Consider the following 24,838-nt stretch of genomic DNA (forward strand, 5'->3'; position numbering starts at 1 on the left):
TTTCACCGTGCCCTTCATCCCGGCGCCGGTGAGGCTGGGCGTTGGTCGTTAACACCGGCATCGGCATCCGCCACCCCCAGATCCACCTTCGTTCCCTACACTGGGAACCAGTCGTAGTGAAAGAAGTTGAATTATGTTTGAGTCCGTACAGGGCCTTCTCGATGAGCACGCAGCCCTCCAGGCGCAGCTCTCGGACCCCGCCGTCTACCAGGACCAGGCGATGGCCCGCAAGCTCGGGCGCCGCTCGGCCGAACTCAACGGCATCGTCGAGGCGCACAAGCGCTGGAAGCAGGCCACCGAGGACCTCGAGGCGGCCCGCGAAATGGCCGACGAGGACCCCGACTTCGCCGCCGAGGTCGCCGAGCTCGAGGAGAAGCTGCCCGCGCTCGAGGAGAAGCTGCGCCGGCTGCTGATCCCGCGCGACCCCAACGACGCGCGCGACGTGATCCTCGAGGTCAAGGGCGGGGAAGGCGGCGACGAGGCCGCATTGTTCGCCGCGGACCTGCTGCGCATGTACACCCGCTACGCGGAGCACATGGGCTGGAAGACCGAGCTGATCTCCTTCAACGAGTCGGACCTCGGCGGCTACAAGGACGCCCAGATGGCCATCAAGGGCAAGTCCAACGACCCGGCCCAGGGCGTCTACGCGCATCTGAAGTTCGAGGGCGGGGTGCACCGCGTCCAGCGCGTGCCGCAGACCGAATCCCAGGGCCGCATCCACACCTCGGCCGCCGGCGTGCTGGTGCTGCCCGAGGTCGACGAGCCCGAAGAGGTCGATATCCACCCGAACGACCTGAAGGTCGATGTCTACCGCTCCTCGGGACCGGGCGGCCAGTCGGTGAACACCACCGACTCCGCGGTGCGCCTCACCCACATCCCCACCGGCATCGTGGTGGCCATGCAGAACGAGAAGTCGCAGATCCAGAACCGCGAGGCCGCGATGCGCGTGCTGCGTTCGCGCCTGCTGGCCCACCAGCAGGCCATCATCGACGCGGAGAACTCCGACATCCGCAAGTCCCAGGTGCGCACCATGGACCGCTCCGAGCGCATCCGCACCTACAACTACCCGGAAAACCGGATCGCGGACCACCGCACCGGCTACAAGGCGTACAACCTCGACCACGTGATGAACGGCGAACTCGAGCCGCTGATCAACTCCTGCATCGAGATGGACGAGCAGCAGCGCCTTGACGCCATCGGCGGGGACAAGGGCTAGGCGCGGCAGGTGAGCGAACCGGTTTTCGGCAGGCCGCTGTCGCAGGTGCTCGGCGCGGCCACCGCCGCCCTTGAGGCGGCGAAAGTCCCCTCCCCGCGGGTGGACGCCGAGCTGCTGGCCGCGCACGTGCTGGGCATTTCCCGCGGCCGGCTCGCCTCGATGGTGATGATGGGGGAGTGCTTCACCGCAGGGGACGCCGAGGCGTACGCGCTGCTGGTCTCCAGGCGCGCCACCCGCATCCCGCTGCAGCACCTCACCGGGCTCGCCCACTTCCGCTACCTGGACCTGGCGGTGGGTCCGGGGGTGTTCGTGCCGCGCCCCGAGACCGAGGCGGTGGTCCAGCTGGCCATCGACTTTGCCTCCGGCCTGCAGCACCCGGTGCTGGTGGACCTGGGCACCGGATCCGGGGCCATCGCCGGGTCCCTGGCCCACGAGCTGGACGGTGCCCGCGTGCATGCGGTGGAGCTGTCCGACGACGCGTTCGGCTATGCGGCGCGGAACCTCGAACCGCTGGGCGTGCACCTGGTCAAGGGGGATTTGTCCGACGCGTTTGCCGAGCTCGACGGCACCTGTGACGTGGTCGTGTCCAACCCGCCCTACATCCCGGCCAATGCGGTCCCACGCGAGCCCGAGGCCCGCGACCACGACCCGGCCATGGCGCTGTACGGCGGCGGGGAGGACGGCATGGTCCTGCCGCGGGCAGCCGAGGCCTCCGCCGCACGGCTGCTGCGTCCCGGGGGCTTCTTCGTCATGGAGCACGCCGAGGTCCAGGCCGAGGCCATGGCGGCCATGTTTGCCGTCTCCGGGAACTGGGAGAAGATCGAGACCCACCTGGATCTGACCGGCAGGGACCGGGCCACCAGTGGTGTCCGCCGCTAACACCACCCGAAACATGGAAGAATGAATCACGTGACTTCACGTTTTGATGCCCGCGACAGCCAGGAACTAGAGACTGGACTCGAGGCCGCACGCGCCGCACTGGCCGAAAACCGGTGCATCGTGATGCCCACCGACACCGTCTACGGCATTGCCGCCGACGCCTTCTCCGCCCAGGCGGTCGCCACGCTGCTGGCCGCCAAGGGCCGCGGACGCAGCATGCCGCCACCGGTGCTGATCCCGCAGGCCGCGACGCTGGACGGACTGGCCGCCGACATCCCCCACTTCGCCCGCGAACTGGCCGCGCGGTTCTGGCCCGGTGCGCTGACCCTGATCCTGCATGCCCAGCCGTCGCTGACCTGGGACCTGGGTGAGACCCGGGGGACCGTCGCCCTTCGCGTGCCCGACGACGAAATCGCCCGCGACCTGCTCAAGCTCACCGGCCCGCTGGCCGTCTCCTCGGCCAACCGCACCGGCCAACCCGCCGCGGACACCGCCGAAGCGGCCTTCGACCAGCTCGGCGAAACCGTCGAGGTGTACCTCGAGGCCGGGCCCCGCCCGGCCACGGGTGAAGCGCTGGGCTCCACGATCATTGACTGCACGCTCACCCCGCCGCGGGTGGTGCGCGCCGGCGCGCTGGCGCTCGAGCTGCTGCGCGAGGTAGTCCCGGAACTGCTGGACGCCGACGGGCAGCCGGATCCGGCGACCGCCGCCGCGGATGCGCCCGAGGCTGGCCCCGCCGACGAGTCCGAAGCCCCCGAGGCCGGCACCGCCGAGGCCCCCAACGCGGCCACGGCAGCCGATTCCGAGGCACCTGCCGATTCCGGTGCTCCCCTGGACGCAACCGCGAAGCAGGCACCGCCCCGGGGCGAGGACGCGGCAGGGGAGTCCGCCCGCGCGTCATGAGAAGCTATCTCCTGCTGATCGGGATCACCTTCATGACCTCGTATCTGCTTACCCCGGTGCTCCGCGTCGTGGGCGTGCGTTTCATGCCCAAGGCCCCGGTGCGCGACCGCGACTTCCACCGGAATCCCACCCCCAAGCTCGGCGGGGTCGCCATCATCGGCGGCCTGTATCTCGGGATCCTGGTGGCCTCGCAGATTTCGTTCTTCGCCGGGATCTTCCGGTCGACAGAGTCGATCCAGGGCGTGCTGATCGCCCTGGGCATCATCCTGGTCATGGGGGTTTTTGACGACCTGTTGGACCTGCGCTGGTGGATCAAGCTCATCGGGCAGGTCGCGGTGGGCCTGGTGATCGTCAGGCACGGGATCCTGCTCAAGGCCCTGCCGGTGGGTTCCTTGCAGATCGAATCGCCGATGGTCCAGGTCGTGGTCACGGTGTTGATCATCGTGGGCACGATGAATGCCATCAACTTCGTCGACGGCCTGGACGGACTGGCCGCCGGCATCTCCGCCATCGGGGCGGCAACCTTCTTTGTATACAGCTACCTGCTGGCCACGCGCGTCAGCGCCGAGGACAACGCGAACTTCTCCGCCCTACTGTGTGCCGTGCTGCTGGGTGCCACGCTGGGCTTCCTGCCGCACAACTTCCAGCCGGCCTCCATCTTCATGGGGGAGACCGGGGTGCTGGCCATCGGGATGCTCTTTGCGGTGGCCACCCTGGCCGTGACCGGGGACGTGCTGGGGGAGGACGCCTTCCGCTTCCGCAACGTCCCGGCCTTCATGCCGGTGATTCTTCCGGTGGCGGTGATCGTGCTGCCGTACGTCGACCTGCTGCTCTCGGTGATCCGGCGAACCGCCAATCGCAGGTCCCCCTTCAGCGCGGACCGCGGGCACATCCACCACCGCCTGGTCGATCTGGGGCACAGCGCCCGCGCCGTGGTCATCATCCTTTACCTGTGGGCGTTGCTGGTCGCTTCCGGCGTCGTGGTCATCTCCCTGACCAACAGGAAAATCGCCATTCCCCTTTATGTTGCGGCCTTTGTTTGCGTGACGTTGGTCACCTGGTGGCCGTTGCTCAAGCGCGCCCGGGGCAGGGCCCCGGCGCCCGGAGAAAACTAGCCGACCCCGGGCTTGCGCCGGCCCGTCGACCGTCTGGTCGAGCCCCGTTCTATCTCGTGTAGAATTCAAGGGTCGCCCTCACCGGGGGACATCCCCCCATCAAGCCTCGATACCAGGCAGGCGCCCGCAGCAAGCGGGCCCTTCTGTATACAAGGGAACTGGAATTACATGATCAAGCCGGAACGCGGTTCCAAGGCCAGCGGTGCATTGGTTGCATCGTCGGCTCCGCGTTCCCCTTGGCTGGGGATCCTGAAGACCTGCGTCGCATACACCGTTGGTGTCGGCGCACTTGCGTCCCTCGCCGCGTGGCCGATCCTTGGCGCACGCGAGGCCAGTTCCCTGGCCTTCGGTTGCACCTTGATCGTTGTGTTCTTCGGCGTCAGCCTGCTGGTCGCCGAATGGGCCGGGCGCTATCGCAGCACCTGGGCGCTTCCGGCGTTCTTGTTCATGTACATTGCCAAGATCCTGGCAATGGGCTTCCTGGTGCTTTTCTCCGGGCTGCCCGATTGGGTGCTTGCGCCTTATTTCATGTGGGGAGCGCTGGGTTCCCTGGTGCTATGGCAGTTTGGCGAGATCCGGGCCTTCTCCCGGGCACGGCTTCCCATTTTCAATTCCGACGATCCATCGCCGACCCCATCCGCTGGAGGGGAAAATGGACAACCCTGAAACCAGTCCCGTCCAAGGGCCGAAACAGCCTCGTGTCCGCGAGTACGTCAACTACATTGTTGGCGGGCTCATCGCGTGGGGTTTGATAGGCTGGGGTTTGGATCTTTTGCTGGACACCCGCTGGATAGTTTTCCTCGGAGCGCTGCTTGGCGCAACCGCAGGAATGTTTCTGGCTCGCCACCATTTGCGGCATCGACGCCGCGGGTTTTCACCAGACGATGAGATCGACCAATAGAACTTCACACGGTGGGCGGCGCCTTGCGCCGAATCACCGATATTGCCCCACGACCGAAACTGCAGAGAGGACAGCGCGTTGACCGCGTTTGCGCTTCCGACGGCCACTGAACCTTATGTCCCGCCGTCGATTTCCGACACCCACCTTCCCGAGGTGCTGCCATGGTTAGCCGAGTACGGGACCGGTTTCGGCAAGCAGATGGTCATGATCATCCTCTCGATCATCTTGATCGTGTGGTTCTTCAAGTCGGCCATCAAGAACCCGAAGCTCGTTCCAGGCAAGGTACAGTTCCTGGCTGAAAGCGCCTACGGCTTCGTCCGTAACGGCATCGGCCGCGACATCATCGGCGAAAAGAACTTCGCCCAGTGGGTCCCGCTGTTGTTTGCGACCTTCTTCTTCGTCTTGCTGAACAACCTGTTCGGGGCCATCCCGTTCCTTCAGCTCCCGTCCTTCTCCCACGCCGGTGCAGCATACGCCATGGCCATCATCATCTATGGCACCTGGATCGCTGTCGGGGTGAAGAACCACGGTATCCGCTACTTCAAGCTGGCCGTCGTTCCCTCGGGCGTCCCGGGCTGGATCATGCCGCTGATGGTGCCGTTGGAAATCATTTCCAACTTCATCGTCCGCCCGTTGACCCACTCCTTGCGTCTGATGGCCACCATGCTTGCCGGCCACATGATCGTGATGCTGGCAGCCACCGGCGCCCGCCACCTGATCATGGTCCAGGAGTCCCTGGCCATGAACGCCATCGGCGTTGCGGTCATCGCGGGTTCGGTTGCGATGTACTTCCTCGAACTCTTGATCATGGTCCTGCAGGCGTTTGTCTTCGCCCTGTTGACCGCCATCTACATCCAGGGTGCCCTGGATGCAGACGCCCACTAATTCGGGCTCGCACCAAATAAACAAAGTTTTCCCCTTCATCAGGGAATGACCTCACAACCTGCCGACAAAGTGTCGGTATCTTGAAAGGAACGAAATGGAACTCCACGGCTCCCTTAACATGATCGGCTACGGCCTGGCTGCAATCGGCTCGGCCATCGGCGTGGGCATGATCTTCGCTGCCTACATCAACGGCGTTGCACGCCAGCCGGAAGCACAGCGCATCCTGCAGCCGATCGCCATGCTGGGCTTCGCCCTTGCAGAAGCACTGGCCATCCTGGGCTTGGTCTTCGCCTTCGTCGTCGGCGCCTAGTTCCCCTCGTAGTGGCCCTGCCACTGTCGCAGGCGCCATTGCAATTGGAACTTAAGAGATAAGGAAGAGTGAGAATGATCAGCAACGAATTGATCCTCGCTGCAGGTGCGGGCGCAAACCCGCTGCTTCCGAACCCGTGGGAAATTCTTGTCACTGCCGCAGGCTTCGCTGTCCTGTTGTTCATCGTGGTCAAGTACATTGCCCCGGCATTCGAGAAGTCCTACCAGGACCGTGTCACGGCCATCGAGGGTGGACTTGAGAAGGCAGAGGCCGCACAGGCCGAAGCCAACGCCACCCTGGAGCAGTACAAGGCACAGCTGCTGGAAGCACGCACCGAAGCCAACCGCATCCGTGAGGAAGCGCGCGAAGAAGGTGCACAGATCCTCGCGGATCTCAAGACCAAGGCCGCCGAAGAGTCCGCTCGCATCACCGAGCAGGCACATCGCCAGATCGAATCCGAGCGCGTCGCAGCAGTTACCTCGCTGCGTGCCGAGGTCGGCACCCTGGCAACCGCTTTGGCCAGCAAGATCGTCGACGACGCTCTTGAGAACGATGACCGCGCTTCCCGCGTGGTCGATAAGTTCCTGGCAGACCTGGAAAACCAGCAGAACGCAGGTGCATCGAACTAATGGCAGGTGTATCGAGCGAGTCACTGTCCGCGGCGCTGGCGTCGTTGGAAACCAAGCTTGCACACGCGTCCTTGGAATTGTCCGCCGAGTTATTTGGAACGGTTGACGTTCTGGATGGCAACGCAGGCCTGCGTCGCGCACTGACTGATCCGGCCCGTGGGGCCTCGGACAAGGCTGGCCTCGTGGCCAAGCTGTTGCACGGGAGGGTGTCGGCGGAAGCCGAAGCCACCGTCGCGTCTCTGGCATCCTCGCGTTGGAGCTCGGCACGAGACATTGGCGATGCATTGGAAACCCTGGCGGCAACTGTCGCCATCGTGGTGACCGAGCGTCAGGGCGGTTCCGCAGGACTGGAGAGGCTCGAAGAAGACCTCTTCGCGTTCATCCGTGTGGTTGGGTCCAGTCATGATCTGCAGCGTGCACTCGATGATTCCAAGGCATCGGACGAAGCCAAGGGCGCCTTGGCGCTCAAGCTGGTTCCGAACGCCTCGGACGCATCGGCACTGCTGATCCGCCAGGCCGTCGCTTCGCCGCGCGGGCTCAAGCCCGTTGCACTTCTGGAGCGCTTCGTGGAATTGGTGGCTAAACGCCAGGACCGCTGGATTGCCCAAGTGAGCGTCACCCGTGATCTCACGAGCGAGCAAACAGCGCGCCTGCAGGCAGGCCTGAACAACCTTTACGGCCGGGACTTGAAGATCAATGTCGAGATCGACCCGGCACTAGTTGGCGGCATCCGCATCAAGGTGGGTGACGAGGTTGTTGACGCAACCATCGCCACCCGCGTCGCGGATCTTCGCCGCCAGTTGGCAAGCTAGGCAGCCCCCCACCACAACGGGGGGCCTGCCTTGCAGGCCAGTCACCATAGACTGAATCAAATTTCGGTTGCCGCAAGGATCCATCGCGGCAATCACAACTTAGGAGAGCAGGGACTGCAGATGGCCGAATTGACCATCAACGCCGACGACGTCCGCAATGCCTTGAATGAGTTCGCAGCGTCCTACGAACCGGGCAAAGCTGAGCGCACCGAGGTCGGCCGCGTAACCACGGCAAGTGACGGCATCGCCAAGGTGGAGGGTCTTCCCTCCGTCATGGCCAATGAGCTGCTTCGCTTCGAAGACGGCACTCTGGGCCTGGCCCAGAACCTTGATACCCGCGATATCGGTGTTGTTGTCCTTGGCGACTTCACCGGCATTGCCGAAGGCCAGCGCGTTGAGCGCACCGGCGAGATCCTTTCGGTTCCGGTTGGCGACGCCTTCCTGGGCCGCGTGGTCGACCCGCTGGGCGAGCCGATCGATGACCTGGGTCCGATCGCGGCCTCCGGCCGTCGTGCCCTGGAAACCCAGGCCCCCGGCGTCACGCAGCGCAAGTCGGTTCACGAACCGCTGCAGACCGGCATGAAGGCCATCGACGCGATGATCCCGATTGGCCGTGGCCAGCGCCAGCTGATCATTGGTGACCGCCAGACCGGCAAGACGGCCCTGGCCGTGGACGCCATCATCAACCAGAAGGCCAACTGGGCTTCGGGTGACACCAACAAGCAGGTCCGCTGCATCTACGTGGCAATCGGTCAGAAGGCTTCGACCATTGCCGCAGTGCGCCAGACCCTTGCGGACAACGGCGCCCTGGAGTACACCACCATCGTGGCCTCCCCGGCATCCGACCCGGCTGGTTTCAAGTACCTGGCACCGTACGCCGGCTCGGCCATTGGCCAGCAGTGGATGTACGACGGCAAGCACGTTCTGATCGTCTTTGACGATCTGTCCAAGCAGGCCGAAGCCTACCGTGCCGTTTCCCTGTTGCTGCGCCGTCCGCCAGGACGCGAGGCCTACCCGGGTGACGTGTTCTACCTGCACTCCCGTCTGCTTGAGCGTTGTGCCAAGCTCTCCGACGAGCTCGGTGCCGGTTCGATGACCGGTCTGCCGATCATCGAGACCAAGGCAAACGACGTTTCGGCATTCATCCCGACCAACGTCATCTCGATCACCGATGGCCAGATCTTCCTGCAGTCGGACCTCTTCAACGCCAACCAGCGTCCGGCCGTCGACGTGGGTGTTTCGGTTTCCCGCGTGGGTGGCTCGGCCCAGGTCAAGGCCATGAAGAAGGTTTCCGGTACGTTGAAGCTGGAATTGGCCCAGTACCGCGACATGCAGGCCTTCGCCATGTTTGCCTCGGACCTGGATGCCGCTTCCAAGCAGCAGCTGACCCGTGGCGCGCGTTTGATGGAACTGCTCAAGCAGGGCCAGTACGCACCGTTCGCGGTCGAGGACCAGGTTGTTTCCATCTGGATGGGCACCAACGGCTACCTGGACGATGTCCCGGTTGAAGACGTTCGCCGCTTCGAGACCGAATTCCTCGCCCACCTGCGTCACCGCGCCAATGCGTTGACCGTGATTGCCGAAACCGGCAAGCTCGAGGACGAGACGGTCGAGACGCTCAAGTCGAACATCATCGACTTCAAGGCCGGCTTCTTTGGCCAGGGCGACGACAAGCTTGTCGCCGCCGGCAGCGAAGAATTCGACCCCTTGGCCGAGGGTTCCGTCGACCAGGAAAAGATCGTCAAGCAAAAGCGCTGACATCTCCTTTGAGTAGGGCTTGCCGCGCCACCACGTGTGGCGCGGCAGCCCCTGCAAAGGGATAAGGAAAGGACAAACATGGGAGCCCAGATTCGGGTCTACCGCCAGAAGATTGCATCGACGACGTCGATGGGCAAGATCTTCAAGGCGATGGAACTGATCGCCTCTTCCCGTATTGGCAAGGCACGTGCGCGTGTCTCGGCATCGCTGCCGTACGCCAATGCGATTACCCGTGCTGTTACTGCCGTCGCGTCACAGTCCGAGGTCGAACACCCACTGACCACCGAGCCGGAGTCAATCCGTCGCGCGGCAGTCTTGGTCATGACTTCGGACCGCGGACTCGCCGGGTCCTACTCCGCCAGCGTCTTGAAGCAGGCAGAGCACCTCGTTGAACTGCTCCATTCAGAAGGCAAGGACGTCAAGACCTATCTGGTCGGCCGCAAGGGCCAGGCGTACTTCGACTTCCGTGGACGGGAATACGCGCAGGTGTGGACCGGTGGAACCGACGCTCCGGAGTTTGAAACCGCACGCGAACTGCGCGAGGTCCTGCTGAAGGACTTCGCCGACGAGTTTGAAGCTGGTGGCGTGGACGAGATCCACGTTGTTTTCACCCAGTTCAAGTCGATGGTCGTTCAGGAGCCGACGGTCATTCGTTTGCTGCCGCTTGAGGTTGTCGAGGGGGAGTCCGAGACTCCCGCCGACGAGCTGCTGCCGCTCTACGAATACGAGCCGGAACCGGAGCAGGTGCTGGACGCACTGCTCCCGCGCTACATCGAGTCACGTATCTTCAACGCCATGTTGCAGGCCGCCGCTTCCGAGCTGGCAGCACGCCAACGTGCCATGAAGTCCGCTGGCGACAACGCCAACGAACTGATCAAGAAGTACACGCGTCTTCGTAACAACGCCCGCCAGGCCGAGGTTACCCAGGAACTTTCCGAAATCGTTGCCGGCGCTGACGCGCTGAACGGCTAACGGGACTTTCCTACCAACACTTACATCCACGCCATCTACACAAGTGAAGTGAGAGAGATGACTGCCCAACTTAACGAGCAGGGTACCGCTGCTTCGACCGGTGCAACCGGTCGCATTGCACGCGTTATCGGCCCGGTTGTCGACGTTGAATTCCCCGCCGACTCCTTGCCTGCAATTTACAACGCTCTTTCCGCTGAGATTACCCTCAACGGCGAGACCAAGACCATCACCTTTGAAACCAGCCAGCACCTCGGTGACTCAATGGTTCGCGCGATCTCCCTGCAGGCCACCGACGGACTTGTCCGCGGTACCTCGGTGGTCGACTCGGGTGCCCCGATTTCCGTACCCGTCGGCGATGTCGTCAAGGGCCACATCTTCAACGTCCTGGGCGAGCCCCTCGACGTGGAAGCCTCGGAACTCGAGATCACCGAGCGCTGGCCGATCCACCGCAAGGCTCCGAGCTTCGCGAGCCTTGAAGGCTCGACCGAAATGCTCGAAACCGGCATCAAGTCGATCGACCTTTTGACCCCTTACATCAAGGGCGGCAAGATTGGTCTGTTCGGCGGCGCCGGTGTTGGCAAGACGGTTCTGATCCAGGAAATGATCACCCGTGTGGCCCGCAACTTCGGTGGTACCTCGGTATTCGCCGGTGTTGGCGAGCGCACCCGTGAAGGTAACGACCTCTGGGTCGAAATGGAAGAAGCAAACGTTCTGAAGGACACCGCCTTGGTGTTCGGCCAGATGGATGAGCCGCCAGGCACGCGTCTGCGCGTGGCACTGTCGGCGCTGACCATGGCGGAGTACTTCCGCGATGTGCAGAACCAGGACGTGCTGCTCTTCATTGACAACATCTTCCGCTTCACCCAGGCCGGTTCCGAGGTGTCGACCCTGCTGGGCCGCATGCCTTCGGCCGTGGGTTACCAGCCGAACCTTGCCGACGAGATGGGTCTCCTCCAGGAGCGCATCACCTCGACCAAGGGCCGTTCGATTACCTCGATGCAGGCCGTTTACGTGCCCGCCGATGACTACACCGACCCGGCACCGGCAGCGACCTTCGCCCACTTGGACGCGACCACGGAACTTTCCCGTGAAATCGCTTCCCGTGGCCTGTACCCGGCCATCGATCCGCTGACCTCCACGTCGCGAATCCTTGACCCGCAGTACGTCGGCCAGGCTCACTACGAGACCGCGGTTCGCGTCAAGCAGATCCTTCAGAAGAACAAGGAACTGCAGGACATCATCGCGATCCTCGGCATCGACGAGCTCGGCGAAGAAGACAAGATTGTCGTGGCACGCGCCCGTCGCATCCAGCAGTTCCTTTCGCAGAACACCTACACCGCAAAGCAGTTCACCGGTGTCGAGGGTTCGACGGTTGCCATCAAGGACACCATCGAGGGCTTCAACGCGATCTGCAACGGCGATGTGGACCACATTGCCGAACAGGCCTTCTTCAACATCGGCGGCATGGACGACGTTGAGCGCCAGTGGGCCGACATCCAGAAGTCGACCCGCTAGTCATGGCCGAACTCCAAGTCGAAATCGTTGCAGCCGACCACTTCGTGTGGTCGGGTGCGGCGAAACTGGTCAAGGGACGCACCAGCAATGGCGAGATCGGGATCCTTCCCGGCCACGTGCCTATGCTGGCCGTCCTGGCTGCCGGGGATCTGGAAATCGTTCCGGTCTCCGGGTCACGGTTCTCGGTCCAGGTTGATGGCGGGTTCTTCTCCGTTGACGCCGACCGCGTGGTGATCGTAGCGGACAACGCCGTCATGGCCGACTCCGTCCCGGCGGGAACTCGATAGTCCTGCCTTGAACGAACTCGGCATTCCTGTACTCATCGTGTTGGCAGCCCTGCTGCTTGTGGTGATGTTCTTGGGTGCCATGGGAGTGCGCCGCATTCAGTTGCGGCGCACTCTTGGCACTTTCGACGCTTCCATCTGCACGTCCTCCGGGAAGTGGATGATGGCGATTGCGCGTTATGCTCCTGGAGAGCTTGAGTTTCTCAAGCTCTTTTCGGTCTCCCCAATACCGGTGCATCGATTCCAACGGTCCTCCATCCAGCTCAAGGGCTGGAGAAGGCCCGAGGAAGAGGAAAAGCACCTGGTGCAGCCCGGAAGCGTCATCGTGATGATGAGCTATGAAGGCCGAGACGTCTTGATTGCCATGGATTACCAGACCTACAACGGCCTTTCGGCCTGGTTGGAGGCCGGCCCCGTTGCGGGTGTCGGCACCTGGCGGCAAGACTGATCAAGCAAGACAAAAGCCTGGGGCGGGATGAATAAATCATCCCGCCCCAGGCTTTTGTTTTCTTTTAGCGTTTCCGCCTATCCGATCGGCTCCGCTATGCGGGCCGGGTACGGAAGGGCGGGAAGTTCAAAGAGTCTGTGAAGTCCTTTAGAGACCGACCACACCGGTGGCCTGCGGCCCCTTGGCGCCCTGTCCAACTTCGAATTCCACGCGCTGGTTCTCTTCCAGCGTGCGGAAACCGTTGGTCTGGATTTCCGAGTAGTGCACGAAAACGTCAGCCTCGGCGCCATCGGGAGTGATGAAGCCGAATCCCTTTTCGGCGTTAAACCACTTCACGGTTCCCTGAGCCATGTATATCTCCTCATTTAGTGCGAAAATCTGGCCGCTGCACCGTGCAACGGCCATGGGTGGTACTCAAGTGAGAAGATCACTGGCGTGGGTTTAACCCCGCCGCAGTCACTTCACACCCGCAGCACTGCTTTGGCGGGTATGACTAACCAACACAAAGACTGAGTCAAGCATCACACAATGGTGTGACTTGGGTCAATACCTTGGGCGCAGATGGCAAGCAAAGACTTCATATGGGCGCGCGCGGATCGGACCCGTGATAGGGCCCGCCGGCGGGGAACGGTGCCGTCGCTCCGGGGGAGGTGCTGGTGCTGCAGGGCTCCGGCCTGCGGGCACGCCGGGTGCGGCAGCGGGCCGAACCCCGGCAACCACCGGGCCGGGGATCGATGCCGCGGGCCGGTGGATGCCTTGTGGTGAAGGGGTGGACCGTCAGAGCAGGTACTTGCCGTTGCGGATGACCTGCTGCAGCCCCAGGTCCGCGTCCAAGACCAGCAGGTCCGCCGCAAAACCCTGGTGAAGCCGACCTGCCTCGTCGATCAGGCCCAGCACGCTCGCCGGCACCTTGGTGGCGGAAACGAGGGCGTCGCGCAGATCCACCCCGGCGGCCACCGTGAAGCGCAGGATGTCAAGCATGCTGGCGGTACCCCCGGCCAGCGATCCGTTCGAGGCCAGGCGGGCTTCCCCGTTGGACACCATGACTTCTGCCGGGCCCAGCTCGTAGGTGCCGTCCGCCAGCCCGGTGGCTGCCATCGAGTCGGTGACCAGCGCGATGGACTCGGCCCCCACCAGGTTGAACATGGTGCGGACCATGTCCGGGTCGAGGTGCACGCCGTCGGCGATGAGCTCGACGATGATCTTGCCCTGGGCCGCCATTTCCAGGCAGGCAGCGACCGGACCGGGTGCCCGGTGGTGCATCGGCGGCATCCCGTTGAACAGGTGGGTGACGGTGGGGCGCTCGGTGAAGCCGTCGACCCCGGCGCTGGCCAGTTCCTCGCGGGCCAGCGACAGCGAGGCGGCGGTGGTCGACGCATCGGCATCGGTGTGTCCCAGGGACGGGACAACTCCCTGGGACACCAACTGCTCGAGCAGCGCGTCGGCCCCGGGAAGTTCCGGCGCGTAGGTCATGGTGCGCAGCTGGCCGGCCGAGGCATCGATCAACGCGTCGACGAAGTCCGGTTCCGGGTCGGAGAGGAATGCCGGGTCCTGGGCGCCGCAGCGCACGGTGGACAGGAACGGCCCCTCCGCATGGATCCCGGCGATGTCCCCGCGCTGGGCGAACTCGGACAGCACGGTGGCGGAGGCCAGCATGTCGGCGCGCGAGGCGGTGACCAGCGATGCCAAGAATGAGGTGGTGCCCGAGCGGTGCAGGTGCTCGATGGCGGTGGCGATCTTCTCGCGGTCCCCGGAGGGGAAATCGCCGCCGGCTGCGCCGTGGCAATGCAGGTCGATCAGGCCGGGGATGATGATGGTTCCCTCGGGGCTTTCACGCAGCTCAAAGGCGCCGGCTTCGTCGAAGAAGGAGAACTCGCGCACATCGCCGGCGAACGCAATCCGGTTGCCCTCCACGGCGATGATGCCCTTGGTGATGTCCCTGCCGGGGGACACCAGTCGTCCGGTCAATGCGTAACGGTCGGGTGAGTCGGTGGAAGTCATGGACCCATTCTAGGTCCGAGCGCCCGCGTACCGAGTTAGCCGCGGCACAAGGTTGCGCCGCCCGCCTGTCCGGCCGGGCCAAGCCGGGCCGGCGCCGCCGAGGGATGTGCTCCCGAAGGCGCTGCAATGCGGTGCCGCAAGGGCCCTAGAAGAGCCGCGCTGCCACGTCGTCGACGCCGCGCATCGCGTCGTAGTCCAACACCAGGCAATCGATCCCGCGGTCGGTGGCCAGCGTGCGGGCCTGCGGCTTGATCTTCTGGGCGGCGAAGATGCCGCGCACCGGCTTGAGCAGCGGGTCGCGGTTGAGCAGCTCGAGGTAGCGGGTGAGTTGCTCCACGCCGTCGATGTCGCCGTTGCGCTTGAGCTCGATGGCCACGGTGGCGCCGTCGGCGTCGCGGGCCAGGATGTCCACCGGTCCGATGGCGGTCATGTACTCGCGGCGGATCAGCGTGTAGCCGGCGCCGACGGTCTCGATCTGGTCGGCCAGCAGGCGCTGCAGGTCGGCCTCGGCCCCGTCCTTGATCAGCCCGGGATCCGTGCCGAGGTTGTGCTCGGTGTCGTGGATGATCTCCTTGATGTGGACCACCAGGCGGTCATCGGACTTCTGGTGGGCGACGTGCCAGAGTTCGATGTCTCCCTCGGCGGCCTGTTCCTCGTCGGGCTCGACGACCCGCATCACCGCCGGAGGGCTCATCCAGTTCAGCGGCTTGTAGCTGCCGCCGTCGGAATGCACCAGCACCGAGCCGTCGGCCTTGACCATCAACAGACGGGTCGCCAGGGGGAGATGGGCCCGAAGGCGGCCCTCGTAATCAACTGAACACTTGGCAATCACTAAACGCACAACAGGCACTCTACCGGGTTTCGCCGTGGCCCCGGGCCCGGCCGTGGCGGGCCGCGGGTGCGCCGCGGGCACGGCCCGCCACGGAACTGGGGCAGAATTGGACCATGGCCCGCTCGAATCGACCTTCTCGTTCCTCCACGCCCGCACCCCGTTCCGGCCGGGTCAACAAGTGGACCCGCCCCGAGGCAGCGGGCGACGACGCGTGGCTGGAAAAGGCGCGCTACGGGGTCCAGCGGCTGCAGGACGCGCCGGACGGGCAATGGCACGTGCGGCGGATTTCGGCCGTCGGAGCCTCCAAGACCTACAAGTGCCCGGGGTGCGGGCGCTTCATCTCCCCGGGGACCGAGCACCTGGTGGCGTGGAGGGCGGACCACTGGTCCGGCGACGACGCCTCGGCCGCGGCGCGGCGCCACTGGCACCCCAAGTGCTGGGAATCACGCTCCTACCGGTACTAGCCCGGTGATCCGCCGCCGGCGGCCGTCGGGGTCCGGAAGGCCCTATCGGTTGTCCTGCCGGGCGATGAAGACCTCGCGCAGGATCAGCATGATCGCCGCGGCCGCGGGAATCGCCATCAGCGCGCCGATGACCCCCAGCAGCGAGCCGCCGGCGATCACCGAGATCACTGCCACCGCGCCGGGGACCGAGACGGCCTTCTGCATCACGCGCGGGGAGATGAAGTACGCCTCGATCTGCAGGTACCCGAAGTAGCAGATCGCGTAGATGGCGGTGGTCTGCCACCCCAGGGTCAGCGAAATCAGGGACACCAGGATTCCGGCGATCACCGCGCCGACCAGCGGGATGAACGCCAGCATGGCAACGAGCAGGGTCAGCAGGGCGGCAAAGGGCACCCCGAGGATGCTCATCAGGACCAGGGCGACGGTGGCGTTCAGCACCGCCACGAACGCCTGGCCCATGACGTAGTTGCCCACCGACCGGGTGATGGTGTCGCCCAGCTCCTCGACCCGTGCCCGGCGCGAGCGCGGGGCCATGCGGTAGAAGAAGGACTTCATCGCCGGCAGTGAGGCCAGGAAATAGATGGCAAGCACCAACACGATCAGCACGCCGAACACGCCCTGGGCGATGACGCTGCCCACGCCCAGCACTCCGCCGAAGATCCCGCCAACGGCCCCGGCGTCGGAGAAGAACTTCCCGATCTCCTCGCTGATCCGGTCCGAGACGTGGTACTGCGCGTCGAGACTGACAAAAAGCTCGGACTTCAGGAAGTCGTCGACGATCCGCGGTGCGCGCTCGATGAATTGGGCCGTCTGCTCGGTGAGCGTGGGGATGATGCTGCCGATGAACCCGGCGGCCAAGCCCAGCAGCGCCAGCATCGTCACCAGCACCCCGATGGTGCGCGAGGTCCCGTGCGACACCAGGAAGCGCACAACCGGGTCCAGCCCCAGGGCAATGAACAGGGCGATGGCGATCCAGATGACCAGCGAGCCCACGTTGGTCAGCAGGAAGAAGCCCAGCAGGGCCAGTCCCACGCCGACCGTGAACAGGAACCCGAAGGCGATCGGGTTGGCGGCCGGGGAAACATCCGCGCCCGGTAGGCCCGTGCCTGCCTCGTGCTTCGGCTCGGGAGGGAAGCCGAAGTTCGCCGGCGGCTTGATCCGGGCATCGAGCGTCTGCTGGGCGGTGCCCAGCAGCCGGCGCCACCACTGCCGCGGGCCCGCCAGCGGTGCCGGAAGCCGGGTGTCGTCCCGGGAAACTTCCCCGGTGCCCGGAGCTCCAGGAGATTGAGGTCCGTCGGCTCCGGGCACGGTCCCCTGGCCGCCGGTTGCCTCCGGAGGCACTGCGTCGTCCCCGTCTTGAGTAGTCACAACCCCGAGCTTAATACCCGGGGCGGGTTCTTGTCGGCATTGGGCCCCCGATGTCGGATGCGGCAAATGGTGGCCGATGCCTCACCGGTGCGCAGCGTGGTGCTACCCACATCAAGGAACCCGGATGCGGTACAACTCGTTAGACTTATGGCGTGCCACCCTGAGTCCATGACGCGGGGCGGCAGCCCGAGGCCGAATCTCGACTCCCCATCCGTTAGGTGTAATTGTGCGAAAGATCTTATCAGCGATCGCTATCATTCTTGGGCTTGCAGCCCTGGTGGTGGGGATCGGCCAGCGTACCGTCTGGGCTCCGCCCGAGACGCTGACCGCCCACCTTGCCGAAGCCCCCGCGGCGGCACCGGTGACGTTGCTCGAATCCGGTATCGGAACCGTTGCCGGGCACCCCACGGAGATCACCATCAAGGCCGAGGGCAAGTTCAGTGCCTCGCTGGTGCGTTCCGCCGATGCCCAGGCGTGGGTCGGCAAGGCCGCACACACCACCATCTCCGGCATCAACACCGCTGACACCGTTCTTGAATCCACGTCGGAAACCGGCGAGGCCGAGGTCCCGAATCCGGCCGGCGCGGACCTGTTCCAGGCGACCGAGAACGCCGACAAGACCATGACCTACCGCTGGACGGACCCCGACGAGGGCTCCTGGACGCTGCTGCTCGCAGCCGACGGCAAGGCCGCGGCGCCCACCGACATCTCGGTGACCTGGCCCGGCGACACCGCCACCCCGTACTCCATGCCGCTGATCATCATCGGTTCCCTGCTTCTGGTCGCCGGGATTGCGCTGGCCGCCGTGCGCACCACGCCGCGCGGGGGCTCCACCGGCGGAGGACGCCGCGCCGCCGAGCGTGCCGGTGCCCCGCAGACCGGTTCGCTCCCGACCACGCCCCCGGTGAAGAACGGACCGAACACCGTGGCCAAGGTCGTTGCGACCGCCTCGATCCTGGCCCTGGCGCTGGTTCCCTCCGTGCCGGCGCTGGCTGCAAGTCCGTCGTCCTCCCCGGCCGACGGCACAGCCCAGGACACCGAGAAGGTCTTCCCGGTGGTGCTGCAGGCCCAGCTCGAGCGGATCCTTTCCGAGGTTTCCAGCTCCGTGGCCAAGGCCGACAAGTCGAAGAACGCCAAGGACCTCGATGATCGCACCACCGGCACCCTGAAGACGCTGCGCAGCCAGAACTACAAGCTGCGCAACGACAAGGTCAAGCTCGACGGCCCCTCGGCCATCGACACCACCGTCATCCGCTCGGCCGCCGTGCCGACCGACGACGGTGCCCACTTCCCGCGTTCGCTGATGGTTGTCACCGCGAAGGACTCCGCCGCCTCCACCATCCCCACCGCCATCACGCTGACCCAGGCGGGGCCGCGGGACGACTACAAGGTCGCCTTCGCCACCCCGATGCTGCCCGGTTCGACGTTCCCCGGGATCGCCGTGGGGGACCAGTCCGTGAAGCTGCTCAAGGACAACGCCGAGGGCCTGGAAATGACCCCGAAGTCGGCACTTGAGCGCCTGGCCGGGCTCATGGACAACGAGAAGTCCAAGGATGCGGACAAGTTCGCCAAGAACGCGTTCCTGACGCTCAACGCCAAGGACCAGAACGCGCTGGTCAAGGCCAACAAGGACGCCAAGATCACCTTCAAGCGCCAGGTGAACGCCAAGGACACCGTCGTGTTGGCCACCCCGGACGGCGGGGCGCTGGTCTCGGGCAACTTCACCGCCACGACCACCGCGAAGCCCAAGGAAACCGGCGGCACCATCGGCCTGGACGACACCACCGCCACGATCGTGGACGCGAAGGAAACCAAGAAGGGCATCGAGATCACCTACGGCGAGCCGATGCTCATCTACATCCCGGCCGCCGACTCCAAGGACAAGGTCTCGGTGGTCGCTGCCGAGGTCATCACCAAGGGCGCGAAACTGCTGAAGTAGCCAAAAGCCCCCTTCGGCGGGGGAGTGCGGGGACCTGTCGGTCCCTCCACGCAGGGCGCGGTGCCACCGGCACGGGGTAACGGATCCCGTGGCCGGCGGCACCGCGCTTTTTTGCGTGCCGGCGTCCGATGCCCCGGATCGCCGGGCGCGGCCCGGCCGCGGGCCGCCCCGGCCCAGTGAACCGGGACGCGGGAACCGGTGGGGGCGCCTTAGGAGAACACGGCGATGCCGTAGACGGCAAAGAGCACCAGGTGCGCGGCCCCGTGCATCGCGGTGACCTGCCTGGCCGCAAAGGTCGTCACCGACAGCAGCAACGTCACGCCCAGCAGCATGAGGTTGACGGGGGTTTCGGCCAGCACGACCGATTGGCCGGTGAGCAGGCCGATGACCAGGACCGCGGGAATGGTCAGGCCGACCGTGGAAACCAGGGCCCCGTGGCAGAGGTTGCCGACCCGCTGGATCTCCCCGTTCAGGGCAGCGCGCACCGAGGTGATCGACTCGGGCAGGAAGACGACCATGGCGATGAGGATGCCCGAGAGCGCCACCGGCGCACCGACCCGGCCCAGGCCGTCGTCCAGCAGCGTGGCCATGGCGTGCGAGAGCAGCACGATCGGCAGCACCGTGACGACAAGCAGGCCCAGCCGCAGCCCGATCTCGGTGCGGTGCTCGGCCATGACAGCGGTGATGGCTTGGCGCTCCGCCGTGGGGTCCGCGGCGGCGGGGGAGTCGGCGGCCGGGGCCACACGCGGATCCACTTCCCGGAAGTCATCGGCCTGCCGGCCCATCTGCCGGACCAGGAAGAAGCCGTAGAGGGCCAGGGCCAGCACGATGATCGGGATTTGCTGCCCCCGGGTGTAGGCGCCGGCCTTCCCGATCAGTGCCGGCAGCGCGAAGGCCAGCGAGGACAGCACGATAATCATCCCCAGGTAGGCGGAGGTGCCGGTGCGGTTGTGCCCCAGCCCGCCGTGCTTGAGGCCCCCGGCCAGCAGGGACAACCCGATCACGGCGTTGAGGATGATCATCGACACCGCCATCACCGAGTCCCGGGCGATGGTGGCGTGCTCGCCGGGCCCGAGCATCACCGCGGAAATGAGCACCACCTCGATCAGCACGATCGACAGCGTCAGGACCAGGGACCCGTAGGGATCGCCCAGCCGGCGGGCCAGGTGTTCGGCCTCGTGGACCACCCCGAAGGCGCACAGCAGGATGACGCCGATGACCAGGACCAGCGCACCGATAAGCAGCGGTGCGGAAACGGGTGGCTCCAGCAGGGGGCCGGCCGGGAGCAGGCCGAGGACGGCGCCCCAGCCGACGGCGAGGCGCGCGATGGCGCGGCGCGTGAGGATGGAGCGTGCAGTGGGGGAAACCACGGAATGGACCCTATTCCACGGGGCCGTCCCCGTGTTCGACCGATCGAACGGGCCGTCCCGTCCGCAACTGGGCTGCCACGCTGCCGTTGGGATGTGCCTGGATGCAGGGATCGGTGCAGCGGGAGATTTCCAATCACTAGGATAGGCCACCGGCGCGGCCCGGGTGGATTTGGCGTGACCTGCACCCTCCGCGCCCTCCGCGCGGGTCCCCGGAGGCGTCCCGGTATCGTCCCGCGCGGCCGCCCCCGGCAGCCGCCGCGCCGGTGTGCTTGTCAGCGGGAAGCGGACGGGTTTTCCACCCGGGCACGAAGCGGCCTAAAGTAGAGGAATGACCACCAGCATGCCTGAACCCACTGCACCCTCTTCGCGCGGCGCCATTGATCTGGCAGCCTTCAAGACGCCCCACCCGGAGCCGGTCAACGGCACGGCGGACGCCGGGGCCCCCACCTGGGTGCGCTCCGTCAACCAGGAACTCTTCCCGGAAATCGTTGCGCTCTCGCAACAGGTTCCGGTGATCGTCTCGCTGGGCAGCCCGCGGTCCCCGGCCTCGGTCCAGCTCGATGCAACACTCGCCTCGCTGGTCGACGCGAAGGGCGGAACGCTCGCGCTGGCCACCGTGGACGCGGAGGCCGAGGCCGCCATCGCCCAGGCCTTCCAGGTCACACAGGTGCCCGCGGTCATCGCGCTGGTCAACGGCCAGCCGGTGCCGCTGTTCCAGGGCAGCGCCGACGTCCAACAGATCCAGTCGCTGATCGAGGAATTGCTGGGCCTGGGTGTCCAGCACGGCGTCGCCGGGACCATCGCGCCGCTGGGCACCACCGCTGCCGCAACCGCGCCGGCCCCGCTGCCCCCGCTGCACCAGGCGGCGCTGGACGCCATCGAATCCGGCGACCTGCCGGCGGCGGAAAACGCCTACAAGCAGGCGCTGAACGAGAAGCCCAACGACAACGACGCGGCCATCGGCCTGAACCAGGTGCGCCTGCTGATGCGCACCCAGGACAAGGACCTGGCCGCGGTGCGTGCCGCAGGGGCTGCGAACCCCGACGACCTGGCCGCGCAGCTGGACGTTGCCGACATGGACCTCATTGGCGGGCACGTCGAGGACGCCTTCTCCCGGCTGGTGGGCTTCATCGGCCGACACGCGGGCGACGAGAAGGAGGCCGCCCGGGCCCGCTTGGTCGAGCTGTACTCGGTGGTCGGGGTGGCCGACGAGCGCGTGGTTGCCTCGCGCCAGAAGCTGGCCCGCGTCCTGTTCTAGGATCCCTCGCCGAACCGGTCCCGCGCGCTGCCACACGCGGACCCGGCGGGCGGGAACCAGGGAGTGTCTTTCGCGAACCCGTCCGGGTCCGCGCAGGGCACTCCCTTTCGCGTCCCGCCAGCCGGCAGGGCCGCGGGCCCCGGCGGGCGAAATTCCCGGCGCGTCATCCCCGGGGACGGCACGTTCGGCGGGATTAGTCCGCAGGGATGACGGCAAAACCACGTGGCGACTGCTAATTTCGATGGCATGAGCAACTCCACTGCGGAACCCGGCACCCCGGCCCTGTCGATCCGATCGCTGGGCAAGCGCTTCGGCGACAAGGTCGCGGTCAACGGCATCTCCCTCGACGTCCCCGCCGGGTCGTTCTTCGGCCTGGTCGGGCCCAACGGCGCCGGCAAGACCACCACGCTGTCCATGGCCACCGGGTTGCTGCGCCCCGACGCCGGCCAGGCCTGGCTGGCCGGCATCGACGTCTGGGCCGAACCGCTGAGGGCCAAGGCCGCCATGGGCGTGCTGGCCGACGGGGTGCGGCTCTTCGACCGGCTCTCCGGACGCCAGCTGGTCACCTACTCCGGTCTGCTGCGCGGCATGGACCGCGACACGGTCGCCGAACGCACCGAGGACCTGCTGCGCGTGCTGGACCTTGAAGACGCCGGGGCCAAGCTGGTCGTGGACTACTCCGCGGGCATGACCAAGAAGATCGCCCTGGCAACCGCGTTGATCCACTCCCCGCGGGTGCTGGTGCTCGACGAGCCCTTCGAGGCCGTGGACCCGGTCTCCGCGGCCAACATCCGCGAGATCCTTGCCGACTACGTCGCCCACGGCGGCACCGTCATCGTCTCCTCGCACGTCATGGACCTGGTCCAGCGCATGTGCAGCCACGTGGCGGTCATTGCCGAGGGCAACCTGCTGGCCGCCGGCACCGTGGATGCGGTGCGCGGCGGCGTCTCCCTGGAGGAACGCTTCGTGCAATTGGTTGGCGGGCGCGGGAACAGCGAGGGGCTCTCATGGTTGCACACCTGATGAGGTTGAAGCTGGCGCTGCTGCGCAACTCCTTCCGGCGCAGCCCCTGGCAGCTGGTGGGCGTGTGCATCGGCGGCCTCTACGGACTGGGCATGGTCGTCTTCGCCGTCACCGGCACGGCCCTGCTGGCCGACGCGGACGCCGCACTGGCCAACACCATCCTGGTCTGCGCGGCGTCGTTGGTCACCCTGGGCTGGGCGATCGTCCCCTTGGTCGCCTTCGGCGTCGATTTGACCCTGGACCCGGCACGCTTCACCACCTTCACGATCTCCCGGCCCAGGCTGGCGACGGGCCTGCTGCTCTCGGGCTTCATCGGCGTCCCGGGGCTGCTGACGCTGCTGCTGCTCGGCGGCCAGTTCCTGGCCTGGCGCCGCGATCCGCCGGCCCTGCTCGCGGCGCTGGCCGGCGGCGTGGCCGGCGCCTTGATGTGCCTGGCCCTGGCGCGGCTGACCACCACCTCGATGGCCCGGCTGACCGGATCGCGGCGCTTCCGCGACGTCGCCGGGATCATCGCGATCATCCCGCTGATCCTGCTGGGCCCGATCATCGGCACCGCGGCCGAGGGCATCGAATCGGTGCTGGACTGGCTGCCGCGCCTGGCCACGGTGCTGGGCTTCACCCCGCTGGGCGTCTTCGCGGCCCTTCCCGGGGACCTGGCCGCCGGGGCCTGGGGGCTGGGCGCGGCGCGCCTGGTCCTGGGACTGGCGTACCTGGGCGCGGTGCTCTGGGCGTGGGAACGCGGGCTGCACAAGTCCATGGAAAACCCGCTGGCACCGCACACCGGCTCCAAGCCCGTGGGGATGGGCGCCTTCGGCATCTTCCCCGCCACCCCGCGCGGCGCGGTGGCCGCCCGCGCCCTGACCTACTGGCTCAAGGACCCCCGCTACGCCGCCTCCATCGTGGTCGTCCCGCTGATGCCGGTGCTGATCTGGTTCACCTCCACCAACTCCGGGAACCCGCAGCTGATGCTGGTGCTGGGGCCGCTGCTGGGGATCCTGATGGCGTTCGCAATCTCCGCCGACGTCTCCTACGACTCCACCGCGTTCTCGCTGCACGTGCTCACCGGGGTGCGCGGGGTGGACGACCGGGCCGGGCGCGTGCTGGCCTGCGCCGTGTTCGCGCTGCCGGTGACGCTGCTGGCCGCCATCCTGCCGCCGGTGTTCCTGGGCCGCACGGACCTGCTGCCGGCGATCCTGGGCATCTCGCTGTGCGGGCTGCTGTCCGGGTTCGGCGTGGCCTCGGTGGCCTCGGCACGCTTCACCTACGCGGTCCCGCTGCCGGGGGAGAGCCCGTTCAAGACGCCCCCGGGCGCCGGGGCGCGGATGGCCGTGGTGCAATTGGCGACGTTCGCGATCATGTCCGTGCTGCTGCTGCCGGCCCTGGGGCTGCTGGTGGCCCAGGTCCTCACGCACCACGCGATCTTCGGCTGGCTCGCCCTGGCGGTGGGCGTGGTGGAGGGCGCGGTGTTGCTGGTGGCCGGAATCCGCCTCGGCGGGCGCTGGCTCGACGCCCGGGCCCCGGAGCTGATGCAGGCGGTCGCGGCAAACCGCTGATGTGCCCCACGCGATGCGCAGCGGACCGTCGGGTTCGACCGAGCCGGGGGATTGGCTTGTTAGACTGGAGGACATGAGCATGCCCCTAGATCCGTTCCGCAATGATCCCCGCACCACCTCCGGCGGCGGTGCCACCACCATCGAGCGCACCGAAGTGGCCCAGGAGGTCGAGGCCGGGGACCACGAACGCTTTGCGCACTATGTGCGCAAGGAAAAGATCATGGAGTCGGCGCTCTCCGGGGACCCCGTGATCGCCCTGTGCGGGAAGGTCTGGATTCCGGGCCGCGACCCGCAGAAGTTCCCCGTGTGCCCCGAGTGCAAGGAAATCTACGAGGGCCTCACCGGCGGCGGCGACAAGGGCAAGAAGTAGCCCCTTCCACGCAACACGTCTTGACCCGAACCC

At 66.2% G+C, this 24,838-nt stretch carries 26 protein-coding genes; 21 read left to right on the top strand and 5 right to left on the bottom strand.

All coding sequences use genetic code 11. The features are described 5' to 3' along the window. Window positions 1–133: 133 nt before the first annotated feature. The 15 genes from prfA to J2T21_RS18435 all read left to right on the top strand — a co-directional run bounded on the left by prfA (window position 134) and on the right by J2T21_RS18435 (window position 12,627). A complete protein-coding gene (prfA, locus tag J2T21_RS18365; RefSeq protein WP_307583403.1) occupies window positions 134–1,216 on the top strand; it encodes a peptide chain release factor 1 in 1,083 nt (360 codons plus the stop codon). Window positions 1,217–1,225: 9 nt separating this feature from the next. Continuing rightward, window positions 1,226–2,095 carry a peptide chain release factor N(5)-glutamine methyltransferase gene (gene prmC / locus J2T21_RS18370; protein WP_373458072.1) on the top strand — a complete coding sequence of 290 codons (870 nt, stop codon included), beginning with the start codon at window positions 1,226–1,228 and terminating at the stop codon, window positions 2,093–2,095. Window positions 2,096–2,116: 21 nt separating this feature from the next. Then, window positions 2,117–2,998 (top strand): L-threonylcarbamoyladenylate synthase, encoded by an 882-nt coding sequence (locus tag J2T21_RS18375; protein ID WP_307583404.1) that lies wholly within the window; start codon window positions 2,117–2,119, stop codon window positions 2,996–2,998. After that, window positions 2,995–4,113 (top strand): MraY family glycosyltransferase, encoded by a 1,119-nt coding sequence (locus J2T21_RS18380; RefSeq protein WP_307583405.1) that lies wholly within the window; start codon window positions 2,995–2,997, stop codon window positions 4,111–4,113. Before J2T21_RS18375 ends, J2T21_RS18380 begins: the two co-directional genes overlap by 4 nt. Before the next feature lie 168 nt (window positions 4,114–4,281). Further along, on the top strand, window positions 4,282–4,779 hold the full coding sequence (locus J2T21_RS18385; RefSeq protein WP_307583406.1) for a hypothetical protein: 498 nt from the start codon (window positions 4,282–4,284) through the stop codon (window positions 4,777–4,779). Then, window positions 4,766–5,014 carry a hypothetical protein gene (locus tag J2T21_RS18390; protein ID WP_071213155.1) on the top strand — a complete coding sequence of 83 codons (249 nt, stop codon included), beginning with the start codon at window positions 4,766–4,768 and terminating at the stop codon, window positions 5,012–5,014. The genes J2T21_RS18385 and J2T21_RS18390 overlap by 14 nt, the downstream gene beginning before the upstream one ends. 78 nt (window positions 5,015–5,092) lie before the next feature. Further along, window positions 5,093–5,899 (top strand): F0F1 ATP synthase subunit A, encoded by an 807-nt coding sequence (gene atpB, locus J2T21_RS18395; RefSeq protein ID WP_071213156.1) that lies wholly within the window; start codon window positions 5,093–5,095, stop codon window positions 5,897–5,899. Between the two features lie 94 nt (window positions 5,900–5,993). Next, complete coding sequence (locus tag J2T21_RS18400) at window positions 5,994–6,209, top strand: F0F1 ATP synthase subunit C (RefSeq protein WP_071213157.1); 216 nt, start codon at window positions 5,994–5,996, stop codon at window positions 6,207–6,209. A gap of 74 nt (window positions 6,210–6,283) precedes the next feature. Next, window positions 6,284–6,838 (top strand): F0F1 ATP synthase subunit B, encoded by a 555-nt coding sequence (locus tag J2T21_RS18405; RefSeq protein WP_071213158.1) that lies wholly within the window; start codon window positions 6,284–6,286, stop codon window positions 6,836–6,838. Further along, window positions 6,838–7,650 carry a F0F1 ATP synthase subunit delta gene (locus J2T21_RS18410; RefSeq protein WP_307583408.1) on the top strand — a complete coding sequence of 271 codons (813 nt, stop codon included), beginning with the start codon at window positions 6,838–6,840 and terminating at the stop codon, window positions 7,648–7,650. The genes J2T21_RS18405 and J2T21_RS18410 overlap by 1 nt, the downstream gene beginning before the upstream one ends. A 120-nt stretch (window positions 7,651–7,770) precedes the next feature. Next, a complete protein-coding gene (atpA, locus tag J2T21_RS18415; RefSeq protein WP_307583409.1) occupies window positions 7,771–9,408 on the top strand; it encodes a F0F1 ATP synthase subunit alpha in 1,638 nt (545 codons plus the stop codon). A gap of 78 nt (window positions 9,409–9,486) precedes the next feature. Beyond that, window positions 9,487–10,380, top strand: a complete 894-nt coding sequence (locus J2T21_RS18420) for a F0F1 ATP synthase subunit gamma (protein ID WP_307583410.1) — start codon at window positions 9,487–9,489, stop codon at window positions 10,378–10,380. A gap of 57 nt (window positions 10,381–10,437) precedes the next feature. Continuing rightward, window positions 10,438–11,895 (top strand): F0F1 ATP synthase subunit beta, encoded by a 1,458-nt coding sequence (gene atpD, locus J2T21_RS18425; RefSeq protein WP_307583412.1) that lies wholly within the window; start codon window positions 10,438–10,440, stop codon window positions 11,893–11,895. Between the two features lie 2 nt (window positions 11,896–11,897). After that, window positions 11,898–12,182 (top strand): F0F1 ATP synthase subunit epsilon, encoded by a 285-nt coding sequence (locus J2T21_RS18430; RefSeq protein ID WP_071213163.1) that lies wholly within the window; start codon window positions 11,898–11,900, stop codon window positions 12,180–12,182. Window positions 12,183–12,189: 7 nt separating this feature from the next. Next, the gene (locus J2T21_RS18435) at window positions 12,190–12,627 is read left to right on the top strand and encodes a DUF2550 domain-containing protein (protein ID WP_307583413.1); all 438 of its coding nucleotides are present in this window, start codon (window positions 12,190–12,192) and stop codon (window positions 12,625–12,627) included. Window positions 12,628–12,774: 147 nt separating this feature from the next. Here J2T21_RS18435 and J2T21_RS18440 read toward each other — a convergent pair whose 3' ends face one another. The 3 genes from J2T21_RS18440 to nucS form a co-directional block, all read right to left on the bottom strand. Further along, window positions 12,775–12,978 (bottom strand): cold-shock protein, encoded by a 204-nt coding sequence (locus J2T21_RS18440; protein WP_068735141.1) that lies wholly within the window; start codon window positions 12,976–12,978, stop codon window positions 12,775–12,777. 426 nt (window positions 12,979–13,404) lie between these two features. Then, a complete protein-coding gene (locus tag J2T21_RS18445; RefSeq protein WP_307583416.1) occupies window positions 13,405–14,628 on the bottom strand; it encodes an N-acetylglucosamine-6-phosphate deacetylase in 1,224 nt (407 codons plus the stop codon). A gap of 145 nt (window positions 14,629–14,773) precedes the next feature. After that, entirely contained in the window at window positions 14,774–15,469 is a 696-nt protein-coding gene (nucS, locus tag J2T21_RS18450) for an endonuclease NucS (protein WP_307583418.1), read from the bottom strand. Window positions 15,470–15,573: 104 nt separating this feature from the next. On the opposite strand from nucS, the gene J2T21_RS18455 reads away from it, so the two are divergent. Continuing rightward, entirely contained in the window at window positions 15,574–15,924 is a 351-nt protein-coding gene (locus J2T21_RS18455) for a hypothetical protein (RefSeq protein WP_071213167.1), read from the top strand. A 42-nt stretch (window positions 15,925–15,966) separates the two neighbouring features. Here J2T21_RS18455 and J2T21_RS18460 read toward each other — a convergent pair whose 3' ends face one another. Beyond that, entirely contained in the window at window positions 15,967–17,292 is a 1,326-nt protein-coding gene (locus tag J2T21_RS18460) for an AI-2E family transporter (protein WP_307583419.1), read from the bottom strand. Between the two features lie 226 nt (window positions 17,293–17,518). Here J2T21_RS18460 and J2T21_RS18465 point away from each other — a divergent pair, with 226 nt between their 5' ends. After that, on the top strand, window positions 17,519–19,231 hold the full coding sequence (locus J2T21_RS18465; protein WP_307583420.1) for a hypothetical protein: 1,713 nt from the start codon (window positions 17,519–17,521) through the stop codon (window positions 19,229–19,231). Window positions 19,232–19,440: 209 nt separating this feature from the next. Here J2T21_RS18465 and J2T21_RS18470 read toward each other — a convergent pair whose 3' ends face one another. Beyond that, the gene (locus J2T21_RS18470) at window positions 19,441–20,601 is read right to left on the bottom strand and encodes a calcium:proton antiporter (RefSeq protein ID WP_307583422.1); all 1,161 of its coding nucleotides are present in this window, start codon (window positions 20,599–20,601) and stop codon (window positions 19,441–19,443) included. Window positions 20,602–20,941: 340 nt separating this feature from the next. On the opposite strand from J2T21_RS18470, the gene J2T21_RS18475 reads away from it, so the two are divergent. The 4 genes from J2T21_RS18475 to J2T21_RS18490 all read left to right on the top strand — a co-directional run bounded on the left by J2T21_RS18475 (window position 20,942) and on the right by J2T21_RS18490 (window position 24,805). Next, entirely contained in the window at window positions 20,942–21,859 is a 918-nt protein-coding gene (locus tag J2T21_RS18475) for a co-chaperone YbbN (RefSeq protein ID WP_307583424.1), read from the top strand. Between the two features lie 246 nt (window positions 21,860–22,105). Further along, window positions 22,106–22,882: an ABC transporter ATP-binding protein gene (locus tag J2T21_RS18480; RefSeq protein WP_307583425.1), complete on the top strand. Its 777-nt coding sequence runs from the start codon at window positions 22,106–22,108 to the stop codon at window positions 22,880–22,882. After that, window positions 22,867–24,435, top strand: coding sequence for a transporter (locus tag J2T21_RS18485; protein ID WP_307583426.1), 1,569 nt, complete (start codon window positions 22,867–22,869; stop codon window positions 24,433–24,435). The genes J2T21_RS18480 and J2T21_RS18485 overlap by 16 nt, the downstream gene beginning before the upstream one ends. Window positions 24,436–24,508: 73 nt before the next feature. After that, the gene (locus tag J2T21_RS18490) at window positions 24,509–24,805 is read left to right on the top strand and encodes a DUF3039 domain-containing protein (RefSeq protein WP_307583428.1); all 297 of its coding nucleotides are present in this window, start codon (window positions 24,509–24,511) and stop codon (window positions 24,803–24,805) included. Window positions 24,806–24,838 lie beyond the last annotated feature (33 nt).

Source organism: Paeniglutamicibacter psychrophenolicus (assembly GCF_030812255.1).
GTDB classification, from domain to species: domain Bacteria; phylum Actinomycetota; class Actinomycetes; order Actinomycetales; family Micrococcaceae; genus Paeniglutamicibacter; species Paeniglutamicibacter psychrophenolicus_A.